The sequence below is a fragment of the Geodermatophilus sp. SYSU D00965 genome (assembly GCF_054050075.1).
In genome coordinates this window covers 119,463-139,211 of the sequence record NZ_JBJGYQ010000005.1, presented here as the reverse complement: position 1 = coordinate 139,211, position 19,749 = coordinate 119,463, and the positions used below count along the sequence as shown (strand labels likewise).

15 protein-coding genes are annotated in these 19,749 nt (G+C 74.5%); 7 read left to right on the top strand and 8 right to left on the bottom strand.

Going from position 1 to position 19,749, the window contains the following annotated elements:
- Positions 1-34: 34 nt before the first annotated feature.
- The 5 genes from ACI789_RS06575 to ACI789_RS06555 all read right to left on the bottom strand — a co-directional run bounded on the left by ACI789_RS06575 (position 35) and on the right by ACI789_RS06555 (position 6,285).
- Positions 35-1,231 (bottom strand): cell division protein PerM, encoded by a 1,197-nt coding sequence (locus ACI789_RS06575; protein ID WP_457007291.1) that lies wholly within the window; start codon positions 1,229-1,231, stop codon positions 35-37.
- 123 nt (positions 1,232-1,354) lie between these two features.
- Positions 1,355-2,629: a hypothetical protein gene (locus ACI789_RS06570; RefSeq protein ID WP_457007289.1), complete on the bottom strand. Its 1,275-nt coding sequence runs from the start codon at positions 2,627-2,629 to the stop codon at positions 1,355-1,357.
- A 307-nt stretch (positions 2,630-2,936) separates the two neighbouring features.
- Entirely contained in the window at positions 2,937-3,815 is an 879-nt protein-coding gene (sucD, locus tag ACI789_RS06565; protein ID WP_457007287.1) for a succinate--CoA ligase subunit alpha, read from the bottom strand.
- Between the two features lie 94 nt (positions 3,816-3,909).
- Positions 3,910-5,070, bottom strand: coding sequence for an ADP-forming succinate--CoA ligase subunit beta (sucC, locus tag ACI789_RS06560; protein ID WP_457007285.1), 1,161 nt, complete (start codon positions 5,068-5,070; stop codon positions 3,910-3,912).
- 123 nt (positions 5,071-5,193) lie between these two features.
- Complete coding sequence (locus ACI789_RS06555; protein WP_457007283.1) at positions 5,194-6,285, bottom strand: hypothetical protein; 1,092 nt, start codon at positions 6,283-6,285, stop codon at positions 5,194-5,196.
- A gap of 186 nt (positions 6,286-6,471) precedes the next feature.
- Between ACI789_RS06555 and ACI789_RS06550 the strand changes: the two genes are divergently transcribed.
- A complete protein-coding gene (locus ACI789_RS06550; protein ID WP_457007281.1) occupies positions 6,472-7,371 on the top strand; it encodes an esterase/lipase family protein in 900 nt (299 codons plus the stop codon).
- 232 nt (positions 7,372-7,603) lie between these two features.
- Positions 7,604-8,419 (top strand): M23 family metallopeptidase, encoded by an 816-nt coding sequence (locus tag ACI789_RS06545; protein WP_457007279.1) that lies wholly within the window; start codon positions 7,604-7,606, stop codon positions 8,417-8,419.
- Positions 8,420-8,549: 130 nt separating this feature from the next.
- Here the strand turns inward: ACI789_RS06545 and pcrA are convergent, their stop codons facing one another.
- Positions 8,550-10,847, bottom strand: coding sequence for a DNA helicase PcrA (gene pcrA, locus ACI789_RS06540; protein WP_457007277.1), 2,298 nt, complete (start codon positions 10,845-10,847; stop codon positions 8,550-8,552).
- Between the two features lie 272 nt (positions 10,848-11,119).
- On the opposite strand from pcrA, the gene ACI789_RS06535 reads away from it, so the two are divergent.
- Positions 11,120-11,395, top strand: coding sequence for a chorismate mutase (locus ACI789_RS06535; protein WP_457007275.1), 276 nt, complete (start codon positions 11,120-11,122; stop codon positions 11,393-11,395).
- A 63-nt stretch (positions 11,396-11,458) separates the two neighbouring features.
- Here the strand turns inward: ACI789_RS06535 and ACI789_RS06530 are convergent, their stop codons facing one another.
- On the bottom strand, positions 11,459-11,866 hold the full coding sequence (locus tag ACI789_RS06530) for a YybH family protein (protein WP_457007273.1): 408 nt from the start codon (positions 11,864-11,866) through the stop codon (positions 11,459-11,461).
- A gap of 248 nt (positions 11,867-12,114) precedes the next feature.
- On the opposite strand from ACI789_RS06530, the gene ACI789_RS06525 reads away from it, so the two are divergent.
- The 4 genes from ACI789_RS06525 (at position 12,115) to sigJ (ending at position 17,439) form a co-directional block, all read left to right on the top strand.
- Positions 12,115-12,864 (top strand): 4'-phosphopantetheinyl transferase family protein, encoded by a 750-nt coding sequence (locus ACI789_RS06525; protein ID WP_457007271.1) that lies wholly within the window; start codon positions 12,115-12,117, stop codon positions 12,862-12,864.
- Complete coding sequence (locus ACI789_RS06520) at positions 12,861-15,830, top strand: acetoacetate--CoA ligase (RefSeq protein WP_457007269.1); 2,970 nt, start codon at positions 12,861-12,863, stop codon at positions 15,828-15,830. The genes ACI789_RS06525 and ACI789_RS06520 overlap by 4 nt, the downstream gene beginning before the upstream one ends.
- An 86-nt stretch (positions 15,831-15,916) precedes the next feature.
- Positions 15,917-16,471, top strand: a complete 555-nt coding sequence (locus ACI789_RS06515) for a carboxymuconolactone decarboxylase family protein (RefSeq protein ID WP_457007267.1) — start codon at positions 15,917-15,919, stop codon at positions 16,469-16,471.
- The gene (gene sigJ, locus ACI789_RS06510) at positions 16,468-17,439 is read left to right on the top strand and encodes an RNA polymerase sigma factor SigJ (protein WP_457007265.1); all 972 of its coding nucleotides are present in this window, start codon (positions 16,468-16,470) and stop codon (positions 17,437-17,439) included. The genes ACI789_RS06515 and sigJ overlap by 4 nt, the downstream gene beginning before the upstream one ends.
- On the opposite strand, the gene ACI789_RS06505 is transcribed toward sigJ, so the two are convergent.
- Positions 17,364-19,661: a putative bifunctional diguanylate cyclase/phosphodiesterase gene (locus ACI789_RS06505; protein ID WP_457007263.1), complete on the bottom strand. Its 2,298-nt coding sequence runs from the start codon at positions 19,659-19,661 to the stop codon at positions 17,364-17,366. The two genes, sigJ and ACI789_RS06505, sit on opposite strands and share 76 nt — an antisense overlap.
- Between the last annotated feature and the right edge of the window lie 88 nt (positions 19,662-19,749).

The following is a 19,749-nucleotide window of genomic DNA, read 5'->3' as shown; positions in this document are numbered from 1 at the left end:
CGCCGACGGCCCGTTCGACGGGGGGCCGGAGGGGTCAGCCGAGCGAGCGCCAGCGGGCGATCGCGGCGCCGACAGCGGCCGCGATCCCCGCCTGGGCGGCGACGGCGAGCCCCGTGGCGACGCCGGGCGCGCCCACCTCGGCCAGCGCACCGTCGCCGAGCGACCCGCCGGCCACCCAGGCGAACAGTCCGCAGGCCAGGCCCAGGAGGACGCCGGTGAGCACGCCCCACAGCCCGGCGGTCACCGAGCCGCCGTCCCCGTCGTCCAGCCGGCGACCGAGGGCGACCCCGGCGACCAGCCCGGCCAGCGCGGGCACCGCCTGGGACGCGAACGCGACGAGCGGGACGGCCTGGGTGTCGGGCAGCGCCGCGAGCAGCGGCAGCGCCGGCACCGCGCCCAGCGTGACGCCGTGCACCGACACGAGCGTGCCCGTGCCGACGACGAAGCCCGGCCCGGCGGCCAGCCCGATCGCGGCGGCGGCCGCGTTCGGCAGCAGGAGGACGCCGAGCGCCAGCAACCCGACCGTCCCGGCGCCGGAACCGCCCAGCGCCCCGGACAGCGCGGCGTACCCCCGGGTGTCCGACGCCAGCGCCACCGCCACCACCGCCAGGCCCAGGGCCAGCGCGGCCAGGAACCCGGCGAGCACCGCGCGCAGCACCGGCCGCACCGGTGCGGGCAGCCGGTCCAGCACCGCGTCGAGGACGCCGGACTCGCGCACCGTGCCCCAGCCGGCGGCCACTCCGGCCAGCACCGCGCTGCCGAGGAGACAGCGCAGCAGGTCGACGTCGGCTCCCGGTTCGTCGACGGCGAGCCCCACGAGCAACGCCACCAGGACGTGCGTGGCGACCAGCGTGCCCAGGACCGCGCCGACGTCCCGGATCTCCCGGACGTCGCAGGCCCGGACGACGCCGCGGCCGGCGCGCGACAGCCCCCACGCGACGGCGAGGGTCAGCAGCAGCGGGGCCAGCACCAGCGGGCCGGACCCGAGGGTGAGGCCGCCTCCGTGGGCCAGCAGCCACAGCCGGCCGGCCAGCCGGGCGGACCCCGCGACCGGCAGGCCGCCGGCCGGGTCGAGGGTCTGCACGACGACGACCGCCAGCCCGAGTCCCAGGAGCCCGAGGACCGAGACCGCCGTGGCGGCCACCACCGCCAGCACGGGACCGGTCCGGGGCCCACGGGCGGCGGACTCCCGCTGCCCGGGGAGGGTCAGTCGTGCGAGCAGGGAGACCACCCCTCCACTGTCCCAAGGCCGGACCACGATCGCCGGGATCCGCGCCCAACGGTCCGCACAAAGCCGACGGGGGCCGGCGGCCCGTGGCCGCCGGCCCCCGTCGTCGGAGTCGGTTCGTGCTCGTCAGGCGTTGCCCGGGGGCTGCCCGGACCCGGAGGCGGTGGACCCGCCCTCGCCGGCCCCGGGGTCCGTGCCCGGAGCCGTCCCGGCACCCGGCGCGGACGGCGGCTGCGCTGTACCGGGTTGCCCGGGAGCCTGGTGGCCGTAGGACTGCCCGGGAGCCTGGTGGCCGGGAGCCTGGTGGCCGGGAGCCTGGTGGCCGTAGGACTGACCGGGGCCCGGCTGGCCGTACGGCTGCTGACCGTAGGCCTGCTGCTGACCGTAGGGCTGCTGCTGCCCGCCGGGAGCACCGAACTGCGGCCCCGGCCGGTTGGCCCACTGGCCTGCGGCGGCCGGCCCACCCGACAGCGTGGGGCGGTTCTTCAGCTCCGGCAGCAGGGAGAGGACGGCGAAGGCGAGGATCGCCAGGGCGACGAGGAAGCCGAGCAGCGCCCAGACCGAGAACGAGAAGCCCTCGCTGAAGGAGTCCAGCCAGCCCAGGAGGGCGAACAGCACGCCCACGGCCGCGAGCCCCACGGTGACGAAGGACCGCGGGAAACCCAGCCGCAGCGGGACCAGCGCCGGCAGGACGGCCCAGACCCCCGCCAGCAGGAAGAAGAAGAACGCCGTCTTCACCTGGCCGGACGCCCAGCCGCTGAAGCTGAAGTCGGTGCCAAAGAAGGCGTCGTCGAACTGGTACCAGGGGAAGAAGGAGAGCACGAGGAACAGCAGGGCGCCGCCCGCGACGACGTAGTCGCCCGTCTTCAGCCGCTTGAGGTCGAAGCCGGCACCGCCCGCGGTGCTGGCCGGGCGGCCGTAGGGACCCTGGCCGTACGGCTGCTGACCGTAGGGGCTCTGGCCGTAGGGCGGCTGGCCGTACCCCGGCTGCCCGTACCCCGGCGGGTAGCCCGGCTGCCCGTAGGGCTGCTGCGGGGGCTGGCCGTAGGGCTGCCCCGGCTGGCCGCCGTACTGCGGCTGCTGGCCGTACCCCGGAGGCTGCTGCCCGGCGTACCCGGGCTGCTGCCCGTACTGCGAGGGCTGCCCGTGCTGCGGCTGCTGCCCGTACTGCGAGGGCTGCCCGTGCTGCGGCTGCTGCCCGTACGGCGAGGACTGCCCGTACTGCGGAGGCTGCTGCCCGGACTGAGGCTGACCGGCCTGCTGTCCGTACGGCGAGGACTGCCCCGGCTGCTGGCCGTACTGCGGCTGCCCGGTCTGCTGGCCGTACTGCGGCTGCCCGGTCTGCTGGTCGTGGCCCGGCTCCCCGTGACCGCCCGGGGGTGGCGGCGGCTGGCTGGTCATCGCGGGGCACTCCTCGGTAGTTGCGTGATCACTGAACGCAATCCTGATCAGCGGTCGAGACGGGCGGCAATGCGGCACGCCCGAGCGTCGCCGTCCGTGACGGTATCGAGTCCCCCTGGAGACACCGCTGCCCGGCGACCTCGGGTGAGGTCACCGGGCAGCGGTGTACCGGTCGTCACCGGCGTGGCGGGTCGCTCCGTCAGCCGACGATGGCAGGGGTCGGCTTCCGCCCCCGCTCCACTCCTCGGTCGCTGGCGCTCCCTGCGATGCTCACGGCAGCGTCAGCCGACGACGGCACGGGCCGGCGTCAGCCGACGATCTCGCGCATCAGGCGCGCGGTCTCCGACGGCGTCTTGCCCACGCGGACGCCGGCGGCCTCGAGGGCCTCCTTCTTGGCCTGCGCGGTGCCGGCCGAGCCGGACACGATCGCCCCGGCGTGGCCCATGGTCTTGCCCTCGGGCGCGGTGAAGCCGGCGACGTAGCCGACGACCGGCTTGGTGACGTTGGCCTTGATGAAGTCGGCGGCCCGCTCCTCGGCGTCCCCACCGATCTCACCGATCATCACGATGGCCTCGGTCTCCGGGTCGTCCTGGAAGGCCTGCAGGCAGTCGATGTGCGTGGTGCCGATGACCGGGTCGCCGCCGATGCCGACGCAGGTGGAGAACCCGATGTCACGGAGCTCGTACATCATCTGGTAGGTCAGCGTGCCGGACTTGCTGACCAGCCCGATCTTGCCCTGCTTGGTGATGTTGGCCGGGATGATGCCGGCGTTCGACCGCCCGGGGCTGATCAGGCCGGGGCAGTTGGGCCCGACGATCCGGGTGGAACCGCCCTGGGCGTGCGCCCAGAAGTAGGTCGAGTCGTGCACCGGGATGCCCTCGGTGATGACGACGGCGAGCCCGATCTGGGCGTCGACGGCCTCGATGACGGCGGCCTTCGCACCGGCCGGCGGCACGAAGATGACGCTGACGTCGGCGCCGGTCTCCTTCATCGCCTCGGCGACCGAGCCGTACACCGGCACGCTGGCGCCGCCGTCGAAGTCGACGCTCTGGCCGGCCTTCTTGGGGTTCACCCCGCCGACGATCGACGTGCCCGAGGCCAGCATGCGCTGGGTGTGCTTGCGCCCCTCGGAGCCGGTCATGCCCTGGACGATGACCTTGCTGTTCTCGTTGAGGAAGATCGACATCTCTGTTGGTGTCCTGTCTCAGGAGTGGAGGGCCGGCCCCCTTCCAGGGGCCCGCCCCGAGCCTGCGAGGGGTGGGGAGGAAGGGGGTCCTTGCTCAGGCGGCGAGCTCGGCGGCCCGGCGCGCGGCGCCGTCCATCGTGTCGACCAGGGTGACCAGCGGGTGGTTGGCCTCGGCGAGGATCCGCCGGCCCTCCTCGACGTTGTTCCCGTCCAGCCGGACGACCAGCGGCTTGGTCGCTTCGTCGCCGAGGAGCTGCAGCGCGGACACGATGCCGTTGGCCACCGCGTCGCAGGCGGTGATGCCCCCGAAGACGTTGACGAACACGCTCTTCACGGCCGGGTCGGACAGGATGATGTGCAGGCCGTTGGCCATGACCTCGGCCGAGGCGCCGCCACCGATGTCGAGGAAGTTGGCCGGCTTGACCCCGCCGAACTCCTCACCGGCGTAGGCGACGACGTCCAGCGTGCTCATCACGAGCCCGGCGCCGTTGCCGATGATCCCGACCTCGCCGTCGAGCTTGACGTAGTTGAGGTCCTTCTCCTTGGCCGCGGCCTCGAGCGGGTCGGCCGAGGCGCTGTCCTCGAGCTCCTCGTGCTGCGGGTGCCGGAAGCGGGCGTTGTCGTCGAGGGTGACCTTCGCGTCCAGCGCGAGGACCGTGCCGTCGGGCGCCTTGGCCAGCGGGTTGACCTCGACCAGCGTGGCGTCCTCGGCGCTGAAGGTGTCCCACAGCTGGACGGCGATGGCGATGACCTGGTCGCGGACCTCCGCGGGGAAGCCGGCGGCGTCGACGATCTCGGCGGCCTTGGCGGTGTCGACACCGACGGTGGCGTCGACGGGGATGCGGGCCAGCGCCTCCGGGCGCTCGACGGCCAGCTGCTCGATCTCCATGCCGCCCTCGACGCTGGCCATCGCCAGGAAGGTGCGGTTGGCGCGGTCGAGCAGGTAGGAGAAGTAGTACTCCTCGGCGATGTCGCTGGCCTGGGCCACCATCACGCGGTGGGTGATGTGGCCCTTGATGTCCAGGCCGAGGATGTCCTGGGCGCGGGCGCGCGCGTCCTCGGCGTCGTCGGCCAGCTTGACGCCGCCGGCCTTGCCGCGGCCACCGGTCTTCACCTGCGCCTTGACGACGACGGTGGTCCCGATCTCGCGGGCGATCGCCTCGGCCTGCTCGGGGGTCTCGGCGACGCCGCCGGGGAGGACGGGTACGCCGTGGGAGGCCAGAAGGTCACGGGCCTGGTACTCGAAGAGATCCACGAACGAGCACGGTAACGCCCGGCGGACCGCGTCGTCCCACCGGCACCGGGAGGCGTGCTCGGCATCACACCGACCGCCAGCGCGATTCTGCCGAGCGGAAGCCGCACCGCCGGCGGGACCGCCTCAGGCGGCCCGCGACGGCCGGCGCAACCGCCAGGCGAGCGCGGTCAGGACGGCGTACCCGAGCCCGGCCACCAGCAGCCCGGCACCGGGCAGCGTCCACTCCAGCCGGTCGGAGACGGCGGCGTCGCGCAGACCGGACAGCGCCGCCGCGAGGACGACGGTGGTGATCGCCAGCAGGCCGCCGACCGCGGCGAGCCGGGGCCGCAGGGAGGGTGCCAGCACCGAGCACAGGACGACGGCCCCGGCCAGGAGCAGCCCGCCCAGCAGCGCCAGGCCGGGCCGCTCGAGCAGCCCCTGCGGGCCGTCCTGCTCGACGACCGTCTGCATCCCCGTCGCCGGGTCGGTGACGATCCGATCGGGGACGTCGGCCGCGGGCAGCACCAGGCACAGGACGGTGCCCACCCCGAGGAGCGTCGCGACGCCGGCCAGCGTCGGGCGGGCGGGGTCGAGCGAGCCGCCGTCCTCCATGACGGTCCGCCCCCAGGCGAGCGCGGCGACCAGACCCGCCAGCACGGTCAGCCCGAGCGAGACCGCGCCCAGCACCCACCCGGCGCCGATCTGCACCGAGCTGGTCAGCACCTCCCGGCCGGCCAGCACCTCCACCGCCGGGCGGACGGTCGAGGCCTGGGCCCGGTAGACCTCGATGAGCAGCAGGCCGAGGGCCAGCGCACCGGCCACGCCGGCGTACGCCAGGCCCAGCCGGGGGACGCGCCCCGCCGCGAGGACGCCGCCGACCACCGCGCCGACGAGCGGCGTGAGCAGGACGACCAGCGCCCCTCCGAACCCGCCGGCCTGGGCGACGTCCTGGCCGCCCACGACCAGGTAGATCGGGAAGGCGCCGGCCACCCCGGCGAGGCCGGCGAGGACGAGCAGCACCCCGCACAGCCGCGCGGCCGCCGGCACGTCGCCGACGACCAGGCCGTCGGCAGGACGCGCCGGGGCGGGATCGGCAGCGGGCCGGCGGGGCCCGGCGCGTCGGGCGGACGCCGTCCGGGCCGAGGAGGGCACCGCACTGTTCCGGTCGGCGCCCCGCTCGGGGCCGGCGGCCCGGACGCGGTCGCGGTTCCGGGTGGAGCCATCGCGGGCGGCCACGGTTCCCCCTTCGTCGGGTAGGTCACGAACCGGCGTCGATCCGGCCTCGGCGCGGCCAAGTCGTGTGACGGCTGTCACACAACAGCTTTACCGTCGGGTTAACCGGGCATTGGCAGAGGGCGGCACTCACCACCGGCCGACGTCGAACCCGGGCTCCACCGGTGGTCACGAACGGGGAGGGACACGATGATGCGCCCACTCGGCGACCCGGAGTCCGGACCAGCCTCGCACACGACGACCGCCGATCCGCGGACGCCACGGGGCGGCCTGCGCTCCCTGGTGACCCGCACCGCCCTGACCGGCGGGATCACCGAACTGGCCCTCGTCGGGGCACACGTGCTCATGTACCCACTGGGCGCCCGCACCGACCCGCTGCGCGTCGACCCGCGGTGTCGCCCCGGTGACCAGCCTCCCGACGTACGGGCGCTGTTCGCCGCCGACCCGCTGGCCGCGCGCGTCCCCGTCGTCCTCGTGCACGGCCTGGTGGACAACCACTCGATCTTCGCGGTGATGCGCCGCAGCCTCCGGCGGCGCGGGTTCGCCCACGTCTGCTCCTGGAACTACAGCCCGCTGCTCTCCGACGTCGCCCGCGGCGCCCGGGACCTCGGCGCCCACCTGGAGCGGATCTGCGAGCAGACCGGACACGACCGAGTACACGTGGTCGGCCACAGCCTGGGCGGGCTCATCGCCCGCTACCACGTCCAGCGACAGGGCGGCGACCGCCGGGTGGAGCAACTGGTGACCCTCGGGACGCCGCACCAGGGCTCGGTCCTGGCCCACCTGCTGCCGACGCCGCTGGTCCGCCAGCTGCGCCCGGGCTCGCCGGTGCTGCGGGAGCTGGCCGAGCCGGCGCGCGGCGTCCGCACCCCGGTGACCGCCATCTACAGCGACCTCGACCAGGTCGTCATCCCGACGGCTGCCGGGCGCTGCGACCACCCCGACCTGCAGGCGCGCAACGTGCTCGTCCGCGGGGTCGGCCACACCTCGCTGCCCTTCCACCGCGGCGTGCTCGACGAGGTCGCCGCGACCCTGGCCGGGGTGCGCACCCCACAGGCGCTCCGGCCGGCGCCGACCGCGGTCGCCTGAGCCGCTCCCCCGCCCGCCGTCGGGCCCTCGGACGCCTCACGCAGATCACACGTTGCAGACAAAGCGACACGGAGTGTCGTTGACCCTCGGCGACCTGACAGATCGTTACGGTCCGATCACGGCGCCGACACCCGTCGGCGGGCGTCCTGCCGGACGCCTCAACCGCCGTCGCTCCCCCGACGGTGTGCCTCCGGGCACCGGTCGGGAGGGTCGCTGACGAAGAAGGTGCTCCGTGACCCCGCAGACCGGGCCTGCACTGCTGGAGCGACCCAGGACCGACCGGAAGCCCGGTCCGGTCGTCCCGGCCCCGCGCTCCTCCACCGAGCCCGTCGCCGACGTCCCGGCGCCCGTCCCGACCGCCGACGACACCGCCGGGGCGCCCACCCGGCGCCGCGCGGTGCCGCGTCCGCCCGGTCGGCGCGGTCCCCTGTGGCTGGCCGCGCTGGTCGCCGGCGCCGTGGTCGCCGCGCTGCCCAGCGCGCTCGGGTCCGACGCCGGCGACCTCAGCGTCAGCGCCGCCGAGTACGGCCTCGGCACCGCCTCCGACGTCGGCCTGATCAGCGACATGGAGGACGCCGGGGTGCGCCGCGGCATCACCGAGGCCGAGGCCCAGGCCCGCCTCGGCGAGCTGGCCGCCTCCCGGGCCGCGCGTGAGCCGAAGACCGTCCTGCCGACCCCCGGCCGGATGAGCACCTGCTTCTGCATGCGCTGGGGCACGATGCACTGGGGCATCGACCTGGCCGCGCCGCTGGGCACGCCGATCGTCGCCGCCGTGGACGGCGTCGTCATCCGCGCCGGCGCCGCCTCCGGCTACGGCAACGCGATCTACATCCAGGACGCCGACGGCAACGTCCACATCTACGGCCACATGCGCTACTACTCGGTGAAGGCCGGCGACATCGTGCACGCCGGTGACCAGATCGCCAAGGTCGGCAGCGAGGGCCAGTCGACCGGGCCGCACCTGCACTACGAGATCCACCGCGGCGGCATGACCGGCCGGCCCATCGACCCGCAGCAGTACCTGGCCGACCACGGCGTCGCGATCTAGCGGTCGACGCCGCTGTGCCGGTGTTCCTCGTGCCCTGCGGGGGCTGCAGGACCCGCAGAGCACGAGGAACACCGGCAATCCCCCGGCCGGGCGGCCTGGCCGCGCGACCCTCCCGGCCCCGCTCCTCGGGTCAGAGCTTGACGAGCGGGGCGTAGCGCAGCACGAGGCGCTTGGTGCCGCCCGAGCCGAAGTCGACCGTCGCCTGGGCCTTGTCGCCGGCGCCGGTGACCTCGACGACGGTGCCCAGGCCGAACGCGTCGTGGCTGACGCGGTCCCCGACCTCCACCGAGATCACGGCGCGGTTGCCCGCCCCGCCGCGCAGCCCGCCGGTCGACAGCCCGGTGGCGGCCACCCGCTGCTGCGCCGACCGGTACCCGGTGCTCGGTGCCGGCACCGGCTCCTTCCCCGCCCAGTGCACGGTGTCCCCGGGCAGCTCGTCGAGGAAGCGGGACGGCGGGTTGTACGCCGGCTGGCCCCAGCTGGTGCGCACCGTCGCCCGCGACAGGAACAACCGCTGCTGGGCGCGGGTGATCCCCACGTAGGCCAGCCGGCGCTCCTCCTCCAGCTCCTTGGGGTCCCCGAGGGCCCGCAGGTGCGGGAAGACGCCGTCCTCCATGCCGGTGAGGAAGACGACCGGGAACTCCAGGCCCTTGGCGGTGTGCAGGGTCATCAGCGTCACGACGCCGGCGTCGTCGCCCGCGACGGGGATCTGGTCGGCGTCGGCGACCAGCGACACCTGCTCCAGGAAGTCGGTGACCGAGCCCTCCGGGTTGGCCGCCTCGAACTCCGCGGCCACCGAGATGAGCTCGTTGAGGTTGTCGACCCGCCCCTCGTCCTGCGGGTCGGTGCTGGCCTGCAGCTCGGTGAGGTAGCCGGTGCGGTCGAGGATGCTCTCCAGCAGCGCGGCCGGCCCGGAGCCGGTCTCCACCAGCCGCTCGAACTCCTCGAGCAGCGCCACGAACTCCTGGATCGCCTTGAGCGAGCGGGTGGCCAGGTCACCGATCTCCGCGCACCGCCGCAGGGCCGTGGCGAAGGCGATCCGCTCCCGGTCGGCGAAGTTCTCGACGCAGGTCTCCGCCCGCTCGCCGATGCCGCGCTTGGGCGTGTTGATGACCCGGCGCAGGCTGACGACGTCGGCCGGGTTGGCGACCACCTTGAGGTAGGCCAGCGCGTCGCGGACCTCCTTGCGCTCGTAGAAGCGCACCCCGCCGACCACCTTGTAGGGCATGCCGACGCGGATGAACACCTCCTCGAAGACACGGGAGGCGTTGTTGGTCCGGTAGAAGACGGCGATGTCCTTGGGCTTGGCCTTGCCCTCGTCGACCAGCGCGTCGATCTGCTCGGCGACCCAGGCGGCCTCGTCGTGCTCGTTCTCCGCGACGTAGCCCTCGATCAGCTCGCCGTCCCCGGCGTCGGTCCACAGGTTCTTCGGACGGCGGCCGGTGTTCTTCGCGATGACCTGGTTGGCCGCCCTGAGGATCCGCTGCGTGGAGCGGTAGTTCTGCTCCAGCAGGATCGTCGTCGCGTCCGGGTAGTCGCGCTCGAACTCGTCGATGTTGCGGATCGTCGCGCCGCGGAAGGCGTAGATCGACTGGTCGGCGTCACCCACGACGCACAGCTCGGCCGGCGGCACCGGCCCCTCCCCGGTGCCCACCAGCTCGCGGACCAGCACGTACTGCGCGTGGTTGGTGTCCTGGTACTCGTCGACCAGGACGTGGCGGAACCGGCGGCGGTAGTGCTCGGCGACGTCCGGGAAGGCCTGCAGCAGGTTGACCGTCGTCATGATCAGGTCGTCGAAGTCCATGGCGTGCGCCTCGCGCAGCCGCCGCTGGTAGAGGGTGTACGCCTCCTTGAGCACCTTCTCCGGCGCCGTGACCGGGGCGAAGGACTCCTCGTCGACCAGCTCGTTCTTCAGGTTCGACACCTGGGCGGCCAGGCTGCGGCCGGGGTATCGCTTGGCGTCGAGGTCCAGGTCGCGGGCGACCATCGTCATCAGCCGGACCGAGTCGCCCTGGTCGTAGATCGTGAACGACGACTTCATGCCGAGCTTGGCCGCCTCGGCCCGCAGGATCCGCACGCACATCGAGTGGAACGTCGACACCCACATGGCGCGGGCGCGGGGACCGACGAGGGCGGCGACGCGCTCCTTCATCTCCCCGGCGGCCTTGTTGGTGAAGGTGATGGCCAGGACCTCGCCGGGCTGCACGCCGCGGGCACCGAGCAGGTAGGCGACGCGGTGGGTCAGGACCCGGGTCTTGCCCGAGCCTGCGCCGGCCACGATGAGCAACGGACTGCCCTCGTGGACGACGGCCTGCCGCTGAGGGCCGTTGAGACCGGCGAGCATCCGGTCCAGCTCCCGCCCCACGGAGCCGGAGGCGGAGCGCTGGAGTGCGGCGGTACCGGGGAGGGCCTGCTGGACGCTGCTCATGACCACACCACTGTAGTTCGGACGGGTGACGCTCCCCGGGGCCGCGGAACGTCCGCCACACCCACCCGAGGACGTCGTGGCGATCACACCCGGGGATGTGGCAGACTCCCCGCCGTGCTCACCGCGCTCAGCTTTTTCTACGGCCACCGGGATCCGGTGTCCGTCACCGCTGGCTGAGCACACGCCGCAACAGACGCCCCGGGCCCGAGGAGCCCGGGGCGTTTCTCGTTCCCGGGGTCCGACGGCCACCCGCCCGCCCTGGAGGAACCCCGATGACCGCCACGGTCCCCACCGCCGCCGCTGACGCCGACGAGCGCATCGCCGAGCTCCGCGAGCAGATCGACGACTGCGACGCCGAGATCATCCGGCTCGTGCAGCGCCGGCTGGCCGTCTCCCAGCAGATCGGCGAGCTGCGCCGCGCCGCGGGCGGCACCCGGCTGTCGCTGTCCCGCGAGCAGCAGGTGCTGGCCCGCTTCCAGGACGCCCTCGGCCGCGACGGCGCCACCCTGGGCATGATGCTGCTGCGCCAGGGCCGCGGCCGCCTCTGAAAGGACCCCCTGCCCCCCTCACCGCTCGCCGGCTCGCGGCGAGCCTCCGGACGGGGCCGGCTGCTAGCCGCGGCGCTGGTCGGGGGGCGGGAAGTCCGCGTGGCGGTGCACGAGCCACCACTCGCCGTCCAACCGCCGGTACACATGGGTGACCCGGATCGTCATGGGCCGGGGCTCACCGCCGTCGACCCGGACGACGCCCCGCTCGGACCCCACCGTGTAGGCGAGGTCCCCGTCGACGTGGACGACGTCGTGGGTCGGGGTCAGCGCTCCGTCGCTGAACCGGCTGCCCACCCACTGGAAGGTCTGCGTGACCGCGTCGTACCCCTTCTCGATCGGCCCCCAGGCGCCGAACAGGGTCACGTCGTCCGAGCGGGCCCACAGGGCCGTGTAGGGCCCCGGGTCACCCGACCCGATCGCGGCCAGGGCCTCGGCCGTCCGCTGCACGGTCTTGGCGAAGTCGGCGTCCACGTCCCCTCCTCCCCGGCGGCACCGCCGCGCGGGCTCCCGGAACCGCCCCCGTGGGTGCGCCAGGGTCCTCCGGACGGCGTCGTCACGGAACCCTGCGCGGGCGGGACGTCCGGGTCGGCCGTCCTCGGACCGGCCGGTCACGGACCGCGGACGTCCTGACCTCCTCGCTGGTGAGGAGTCCGCGCCATCGGGTGACCCTGTTCCGGAACGACCCCACCCCGTCGTCGCGTCGTGCGAGGCTTCACCCCATGCCGGCGCTCACGCTCAGCCACGGCCTCGTGCGGAAACGCAGCCCGCGGGTCCAGGTCGACGTGTGGCAGGTGGCGTTGGATGTCGACGACCGGTCGCTGGCCCGCGCGGCCGGCGTGCTCTCGCCGTCCGAGCTGCAGCGGGCCGACCGAGGGACACCGGAGGTGCGGCGGCGCCGGATCGCCCTGCGGGCGGCGCTCCGTCACGTCGTGAGCCGCGAGCTGTCGTGCCGTGCGGCCGAGGTGCCGCTCACCGTCACCCCGCACGGACGTCCCGAACTGCCTCCCCCGTCACTGCCAGACCTGCAACTGGACGTCACCTGCACCCGCAGCGGCGATCTCGGCATGGTGGCGGTGGCGCGCGGAACCCGTGTCGGGATCGACCTCGAGCGTGTCCCTCCGTGGACCGACGCGACCCTGGCGGAGAGCTGGCTGACCACCCGCGAGGTCGCGGGCCTGCGAGGCCTCTCCCCGGAGCGGCGTGCCGCCGCAGCCACTCGGCTCTGGACGGTCAAGGAGGCCGTGCTCAAGGGCGGCGGTTCCGGGCTGTCCGTGCCGCCTGTCCGCCTCGACGTGGGCCTGCGTGGACGCACCCCGCAGCGCGTCGGCACGTGGCACGTCACCGGCGTGGCGGCCCCACGCGGGATGGTGGCGACGCTCGCCACGTCGAGGCTCGTCACCGGAGGGCACGCAGTCGTTCCCCGGGACCTGATCGACCTCGATGGGCTCGACGAGAGGCTGCGCCCGTGACATCGACCGCCACGACCTCCTCCAGCAGTGCCCCCCGGGCACACAAGACACAGCTGGCCTCGTTCCGGGACCTGTGCGAACAGCGAGCAGGGCGGTCGCTCGCTGACCCGGCAGAGCTGCACGCCTTCTCCGTCGAGGAGCCGGAGACGTTCTGGCACGCGTTCCTCGAGTGGTCGCAGCTACCGTGGTCGGGTCTCGCGACCCCCGTCCTCGTCGGGGACGACGTGGAGACGGCCCGGTTCTTCCCGGACGTCACCCTCAACTACGCCGAAGCCCTGCTGCGGCCCCTGCCGGACGTGGACGACGACGCGCCGGCCCTGATCTCGGTCCACGCCGACCGCCCGGCCGAGACGCTCAGCCGCCGGGAGCTCCGGGACGCGGTCGCGACCACGGCGACCGCACTCGCTGCCGCCGGGATCGTCGCAGGCAGCCGGGTCGTGGCCGTCGCCCCCAACGACGCACGGACGACCGTGGCCGTCCTGGCCGCCACGGCGCTGGGCGCGGTCGTCGCCACTGCCGCCCCGGACGTCGGGACCGCCGCGCTCCTGGGCCGCTTCGAGCAGGTCGAGCCCGTGCTCGTGCTCCTCGACCGGGCGGGGCTGCAGGACGGGCCGGAGGCCGGCACCACCGGCCTGCTGGTCGGGCTGCCGACCGTGCGGCAGGTCGTCGTCCTCGACGAGCTGCCCCTGCCGGCCGCCTGTGCCGTGCCGGTCGCGCGCCTCACCGATCTGGTCGCCGACGTGCGGGACACGCCGCGAGCGGAGTGGCCCCGGCTGCCCTTCGACCACCCGCTGTTCGTCATGTTCTCGTCCGGGACCACGGGCCCGCCGAAGGCGATCGTGCACGGCGCCGGCGGCGCCCTGCTGGAGCACACCAAGGAACACCGCCTGCACGGCGACCTCCACCCCCAGGACCGCCTCTTCTTCCACACGACGACCGCCTGGATGATGTGGAACTGGCAGCTCTCCGCGCTGGCGGTCGGCGCCTCCGTGGTGCTCCACGACGGACCAGTGCTCGGTCCGAAGACCCTCTGGGAGCTGGTGTCGCAGCACGACGTCACCGTGTTCGGCACCAGCCCCGCCTACCTCCAACTGTGCCAGGACGCGGGGTACCGGCCGGGCCGAGCGGTCGCGCTCAGCCGCCTCCGCAGCGTCCTGTCCACCGGCGCGGTGCTGCACGACTGGCAGTTCGACTGGCTGGCCGAGGCCGTCGGCCCGCAGCCGCTGCAGTCGATCTCGGGCGGCACCGACATCCTCGGCTGCTTCGTCCTCGGCCACCCCGAGCTCCCCGTTCGCCCCGGCCGCTGCCAGACCCGCAGTCTCGGTCTGGACGTCGCCGCTGTGGACGAGGACGGCGAGGAGCTCGTCGGCCGGATCGGTGAGCTGGTCTGCCGGCGTCCCTTCCCGTCCCGGCCGATCGGCTTCCTGCGGGACCCGGACGGCAGCCGGTTCCACCGGGCCTACTTCGCCCAGCACCCCGGCACGTGGACCCACGGGGACCTCGTCGAGTTCGCCCCCGACGGAACGGCCCGCATGCACGGCCGCTCCGACGGCGTGCTCAACGTGAACGGGGTCCGCATCGGTCCGAGCGAGGTGTACACCGCACTGCGCGGGGTGCCGGAGGTCGCCGACGCCATGGCGGTCGAGCAGCGGGACCCGGCCGGGAGTGGCCGGTCGCGCATGGTCCTGCTCGTCGTGACGCGTGCGGGCGCGGTGCTCGACGGCGATCTGGACCGGACCATCCGCCGGACCCTCCGCCGGGAGGCGTCCGCCGCGCACGTCCCTTCCCTGGTCGCGGCCGTCCCCGAGCTGCCGGTCACCCACAACGGCAAGCGGTCCGAACGCGCGGCACGGGACGCCGTGAACGGCGACCCCGTCGCAAACGAGTCGGCGTTGCGCAACCCCGGCTGCCTGGCCGCCATCCGGACCGCGGTGCTGACCGCCATCCCGGAGCCCGCGACCGCGGAGGACGCTCCGGAGTCGGCCCCCGCCGGAACCGGATCACCGGCACCGGTTCAGGACGGCGTCGTGCCGCCCGGGGCCCTCCTCCGCATCTGGCAGGACGTCCTCGGCGTCCCTGACGCCCGGCCGGACGACGACTTCATGGACCTCGGGGGCAGTTCCCGCCAGGTCATGAGCCTGCTGCGCCGTCTCAAGCTGGAACTCGGCGCGGACGTCCCCATCACGGCGTTCTACGCGGACGCGACCCTCCGAAGCCTCGCCCGGGCCGTCGCCGCGGCACGGACGGCGCAGGCTCCCTGCGGCCGGCTGCTGCGCGCGGGCGCCGGGCGCCCGGTGTTCATCGCGTGCGACGCCTGGGGCCAGCTCAACGAGTTGCACGGCCTCGTCCAGGCGCTCGAGACGACCCGCCCGGTGTACGGGCTCCAGCCGTCACTGGTCGACGACGACGGGCGGCGGCGCAGCATCGAGGAACTCGTCGCGGACACGGCCGACCAGGTCCTCCAGGTCCAAGCGGGCGGCCCCTACGGCCTCGTCGGCTACTCCTTCGGGGGGCTGCTGGTCTACGAGACCGCCTGCCGCCTCGCCGCGGCCGGCCACGAGGTGCGCTTCCTCGGGCTCATCGACGTGATCCCGCCGATGGCGAGCATGACCCCGCGGGAACTGGTCGGCCGCCGGTGGGCCGGCCGGCTGGACACCGTGAGCTCGCGGAAGCGCCTGTCGGAGCAGCTGCGCATGCGGTTCGGGATCGGTGACCCGGACCCCGAGGCGGAAGCCTGGGGCGAGTCGTACCGCACCTTCAACGCACACCGGCTGAGCGCCTACGCCGGGCCCGTGACGTACTACCTGGCCGAGCGCCGGCTGCCGGTGGTGGGCAACACCCTGACGGCCTGGCGGCGGTCCGCTCCCCACCTCCTCGTGACCGAGGTCCCTGCAGACCACGAGCACCTGCTCGCCCAGCCCCACGTCGTCGAACTGGCCGCCCGGCTGTCGGCCACGCTGCAGTGAGCGGCTCCCGCGGGCCGCGACCGATGTCACGCCCGGGTCGGCTGTCCCGTCTCCATGTGCACCACCCGATGGAGAGGACGACCACCATGGCCCGCATCCCGCTCGATCCGCCCCGCACGCTGGTCACCCGGCTCGCCGGGTGGTACGCGCGCCGGACCTACGGCGCGCTGCCCGACCCGCTGGCCGCCATGGCGCACCACCCGGGGGTCCTGGTCACCGACGCCGGGTTCGAGATGTCCCTGGCCCGCTGGAACCGGCTCGACCGCTCGCTCAAGGCGCTGGCGGTCATGGCGTCGGCCGTCGCGATCGGCTGCTCCTGGTGCGTGGACTTCGGCTACTGGATCAGCAGCCAGGAGGGCGTGGACCCCGCGAAGCTGCGGGCGGTCCCGACGTGGCGGGACAGCGACGTGTTCACCGACCTGGAGCGCCAGGTGATGGCCTACGCCGAGGCCGTGACGGCGACGCCACCGGACGTGACCGACGAGATGGTCGCCGCGTTGCGGCGCGAGCTGGACGACGCGCAGCTGATCGAGCTCACCATGATGGTCGCCGTGGAGAACGTCCGGTCGCGCTTCAACTCCGCGCTCGGCCTCACCAGCCAGGGCTTCCGGGACCGCTGCGACCTCCCGGCCGCACCGTGACCGAGCAGCCGTCCCCCTTCGACCGGCACCGGCGGCTGCTGTTCACCGTCGCCTACCAGATGCTGGGCAGCGTCGCCGACGCGGAGGACGTCGTCCAGGACGCGTGGCTGCGCTGGTCGGCGGCCGACCGGTCCGACGTCGCCGACCCGCGGGCCTACCTGGTGCGGATCACCTCCCGGCTGGCCCTGGACCGGCTGGCCGCCGCCCGCACGCGCCGGGAGAGCTACGTCGGGCCCTGGCTGCCCGAGCCGCTGCTCACCGGTGCGGCGCCGGTCGCCGGGGCCGCACCGCCGCCGGACCCGGACGACGCCGCCGAGCTCGGCGAGCAGGTCTCGCTGGCGCTGCTGGTGGTCCTGGAGACGCTCTCCCCCGCGGAGCGGGCCGTGTTCGTGCTGCGGGAGGTGTTCGGGCTGCCGGCCGCGGAGGTGGCCGCCACCCTGGGCCGCAGCGAGGCCGCCGTCCGGCAGATGGCCCACCGTGCCCGCGAGCACGTGCAGGCCCGGCAGCCGCGCTTCGACGCCGACCGGGCGGCGCAGCGGACGGTGACCGAGCGCTTCCTGGCTGCCTGCGCCGGTGGGGACGTCGACGCGCTCCTGGCCGCCCTCGCCCCCGACGTGGTGCTGATCTCCGACGGCGGGGGCAGGGCGAAGGCGGCGCTGCGGCCGATCTCCGGAGCGGACAAGGTGGCCCGCTTCCTGGTGGCGACGGCCGCCCAGGGCCTGGCCGTCCCGGACCTGCGCATCGAGGTGGCCGACCTCAACGGCGCACCGGGCGTCGTCCTGTGGTCCGGGGCCGCGCCGTTCCTCACGCTGTCCCTCGTGCTCGTCGGCGGGCACGTCCAGCAGGTGCTGGTCGTCCGCAACCCCGACAAGCTGCGCGGGCTCGCGGCCGGTCAGCCGGTGAGGACCGCCGACCCGTCCAGCAGCCCGGGGACGGCGGAGGCCGGGACCGGCCGGCCGAGCAGGTAGCCCTGCGCCCGGGGGCAGCCGAGACCGCGCAGGGTGGTGAGCTGCCCGGGGCGCTCGACCCCCTCGGCGACCACCGGCAGGCCGATGTCGCGGGCCAGCCGGAGGACGGCGCCGAGCAGCGTCGCCGCCCGCGGGTCGCTGTCGCTGCGCTCGAGGAACGACCGGTCGATCTTCGCCGAGTCCAGCGGCAGCGTGCGCAGCCGGGCCAGCGAGGACTGGCCGACGCCGAAGTCGTCGAGGCACACCCCGACGCCGAGGGCCCGGAGCCGGGCGAGCACCCGCTCGGCCGCCTCCGGATCGGGGAGCAGGCCCCGCTCGGTCAGCTCGAGGACCAGCTGCCCGGGGGCCAGTCCGTGCCGGGCGACCAGCTCTCCGACGGTGGCGACGAAGGTGGGCGCGGCCAGGGACGACGGCGCCACGTTGACGTGCACCGCCACCGGCGCGCCGCGGTCCGCGGACCAGCCGGCCACCCGCGCGCAGGCCTCGCCGAGCAGCTGCACGGTGAGCTCGTCGATGAGCCCGGTGCGCTCGACGACCGGCACGAAGACGTCGGGACCCACCTCGACGCCGTCGGGCCGCCACCGGGCCAGCGCCTCGAGCGCCACGACGCGGTGCGTCCCCAGCTCGACGATCGGCTGGTACTCCAGCGTGACCTCGCGCTCGGCGACGGCCACGCGCAGCCGATCCCGCAGCTCCCCCTCCTCCACCTCCAGGAGGTTGAGGCCGGGCGTGTAGGCCACGACCTGGTCCTTGCCCGCGCGCTTGGCGGCGTACATGGCCAGGTCCGAGCGGACCAGGAGCTCGTCGACGTCCACGGTGGCGTCACTCGCCCCGAGCGTGCTGACGCCGACGCTGGCGCGGACCGACAAGGACCGTCCGCCGACGGACACCGGCGCACGGAGCGCCTCCAGCAGCCGCGCCGTGGTGGCGGAGGTGTCGGCGCCGTCCTCGAGCAGGACGGCGAACTCGTCCCCGCCGAGCCGGGCCACCGTGTCGCCGATGCGCACCGCGTCCCGCAGCCGCTCGGCGACCCTGACCAGCAGCTGGTCCCCGGTGGCGTGACCCAGCGTGTCGTTGACGACCTTGAAGTCGTCGAGGTCGAGGAACACCACGGAGACCGGGCGCAGGTCGCGGCGGTGCAGCTGCAGCGCGTGCTGCAGCCGGTCGCGGAACAGGGCCCGGTTGGCCAGCCCCGTGAGGCCGTCGTGGAAGGCCTGGTGGCGCAGCATCGCCTCGCGCGCGGCCAGCTCGCCGGCCAAGCGGACGTTGTCCCGCAGCGCCACGAACTGGCGGCTGAGCAGCAGGGTGATGACGACGGTGGCCAGGAGCATCTCCGCCCGGCCCAGCGGACGCCCGACCATGGTCACCGTCAGGCTGCTGGTCAGGGCCGCGGCCACCGGCAGGTACGGGAGGAAGGTGGTGCGCACGCCCCGGCCGCGCGCCGTGGCCGCCCCACCGGGCGCACCGACCCCGGAGAGGGCACCCGCCGCGGCGATGGCGAGGAAGGCGAGGACCCAGCCGCCGTCGACGAGCCCGCCGTCGTAGGCGCTGGTCGACTGGAGGAACGCGAACGCGCTGTCGGAGACGCTGAGCGCCACCAGCCCGGCGCCCACCAGCAGCAGGTCGGCGCCGCGGCGCCGACTGCGCGCGAGGGTGAGCAGGGTCAGGACGACGAGCAGGACGTCGAGGACCGGGTAGGCGACCAGGAGCAGGGTCTCCAGCGGGTCGTTGGTCGTGCTGCCGGTGACGACGGCCTCGAGTGCGGTCTGCCAGCTGACCAGCCCGATGGCGGCCGACGTCATCACCGCGTCGGAGGTCCGCTGCCAGCGGCCGCGCACGCCGTCGTCGGCGGGGTGCAGCAGCAGCCCCACGGCGGCGAACAACGGGAAGGCGAGGAAGCCGGCGTCGGCCGGTGACGGGAAGGGCGCGAGCCGGCCGGCGACCCCCTCCACGGTCCAGTACGCCTGGCCGGCGGTCCACCCGGCGCAGGCCAGTGCGAACGCCGCCCACGTCGCGCGCAGCCGGCCGGCCGACCGCACCGCCCGCCAGGCCGTCGACCCCGTGGCCGCCCCGGCCGCGCCGAGCTGGAAGAGCTCGGAGGCCACCGGGGACGGGCCGTCGGGCGACCAGACCGCGACCGCGGCCCAGGCGAGCACCACCGCGGCGCAGGCGAGCACGACGCCGCGCGCTGCCGCCTCCCGGTGTACGGGAACCCGTCCCATGTCGCCCCTCGTCTCGCGGGCGCTGGTCGCCCTCCCTGCTCTGATCGGCGCGCGACCGTCGCTGCCGCATGACCCGGGAGGGGGAGAT

Excerpts from the sequence above, each read along its gene's own strand:
- ACI789_RS06570 (WP_457007289.1), bottom strand. The coding sequence starts at position 2,629 with ATGACCAGCCAGCCGCCGCCACCCCCGGGCGGTCACGGGGAGCCGGGC.
- sucD (WP_457007287.1), bottom strand. The coding sequence starts at position 3,815 with ATGTCGATCTTCCTCAACGAGAACAGCAAGGTCATCGTCCAGGGCATG.
- ACI789_RS06550 (WP_457007281.1), top strand. The coding sequence starts at position 6,472 with ATGATGCGCCCACTCGGCGACCCGGAGTCCGGACCAGCCTCGCACACG.
- pcrA (WP_457007277.1), bottom strand. The coding sequence starts at position 10,847 with ATGAGCAGCGTCCAGCAGGCCCTCCCCGGTACCGCCGCACTCCAGCGC.
- ACI789_RS06535 (WP_457007275.1), top strand. The coding sequence starts at position 11,120 with ATGACCGCCACGGTCCCCACCGCCGCCGCTGACGCCGACGAGCGCATC.
- ACI789_RS06525 (WP_457007271.1), top strand. The coding sequence starts at position 12,115 with ATGCCGGCGCTCACGCTCAGCCACGGCCTCGTGCGGAAACGCAGCCCG.
- ACI789_RS06515 (WP_457007267.1), top strand. The coding sequence starts at position 15,917 with ATGGCCCGCATCCCGCTCGATCCGCCCCGCACGCTGGTCACCCGGCTC.
- ACI789_RS06505 (WP_457007263.1), bottom strand. The coding sequence starts at position 19,661 with ATGGGACGGGTTCCCGTACACCGGGAGGCGGCAGCGCGCGGCGTCGTG.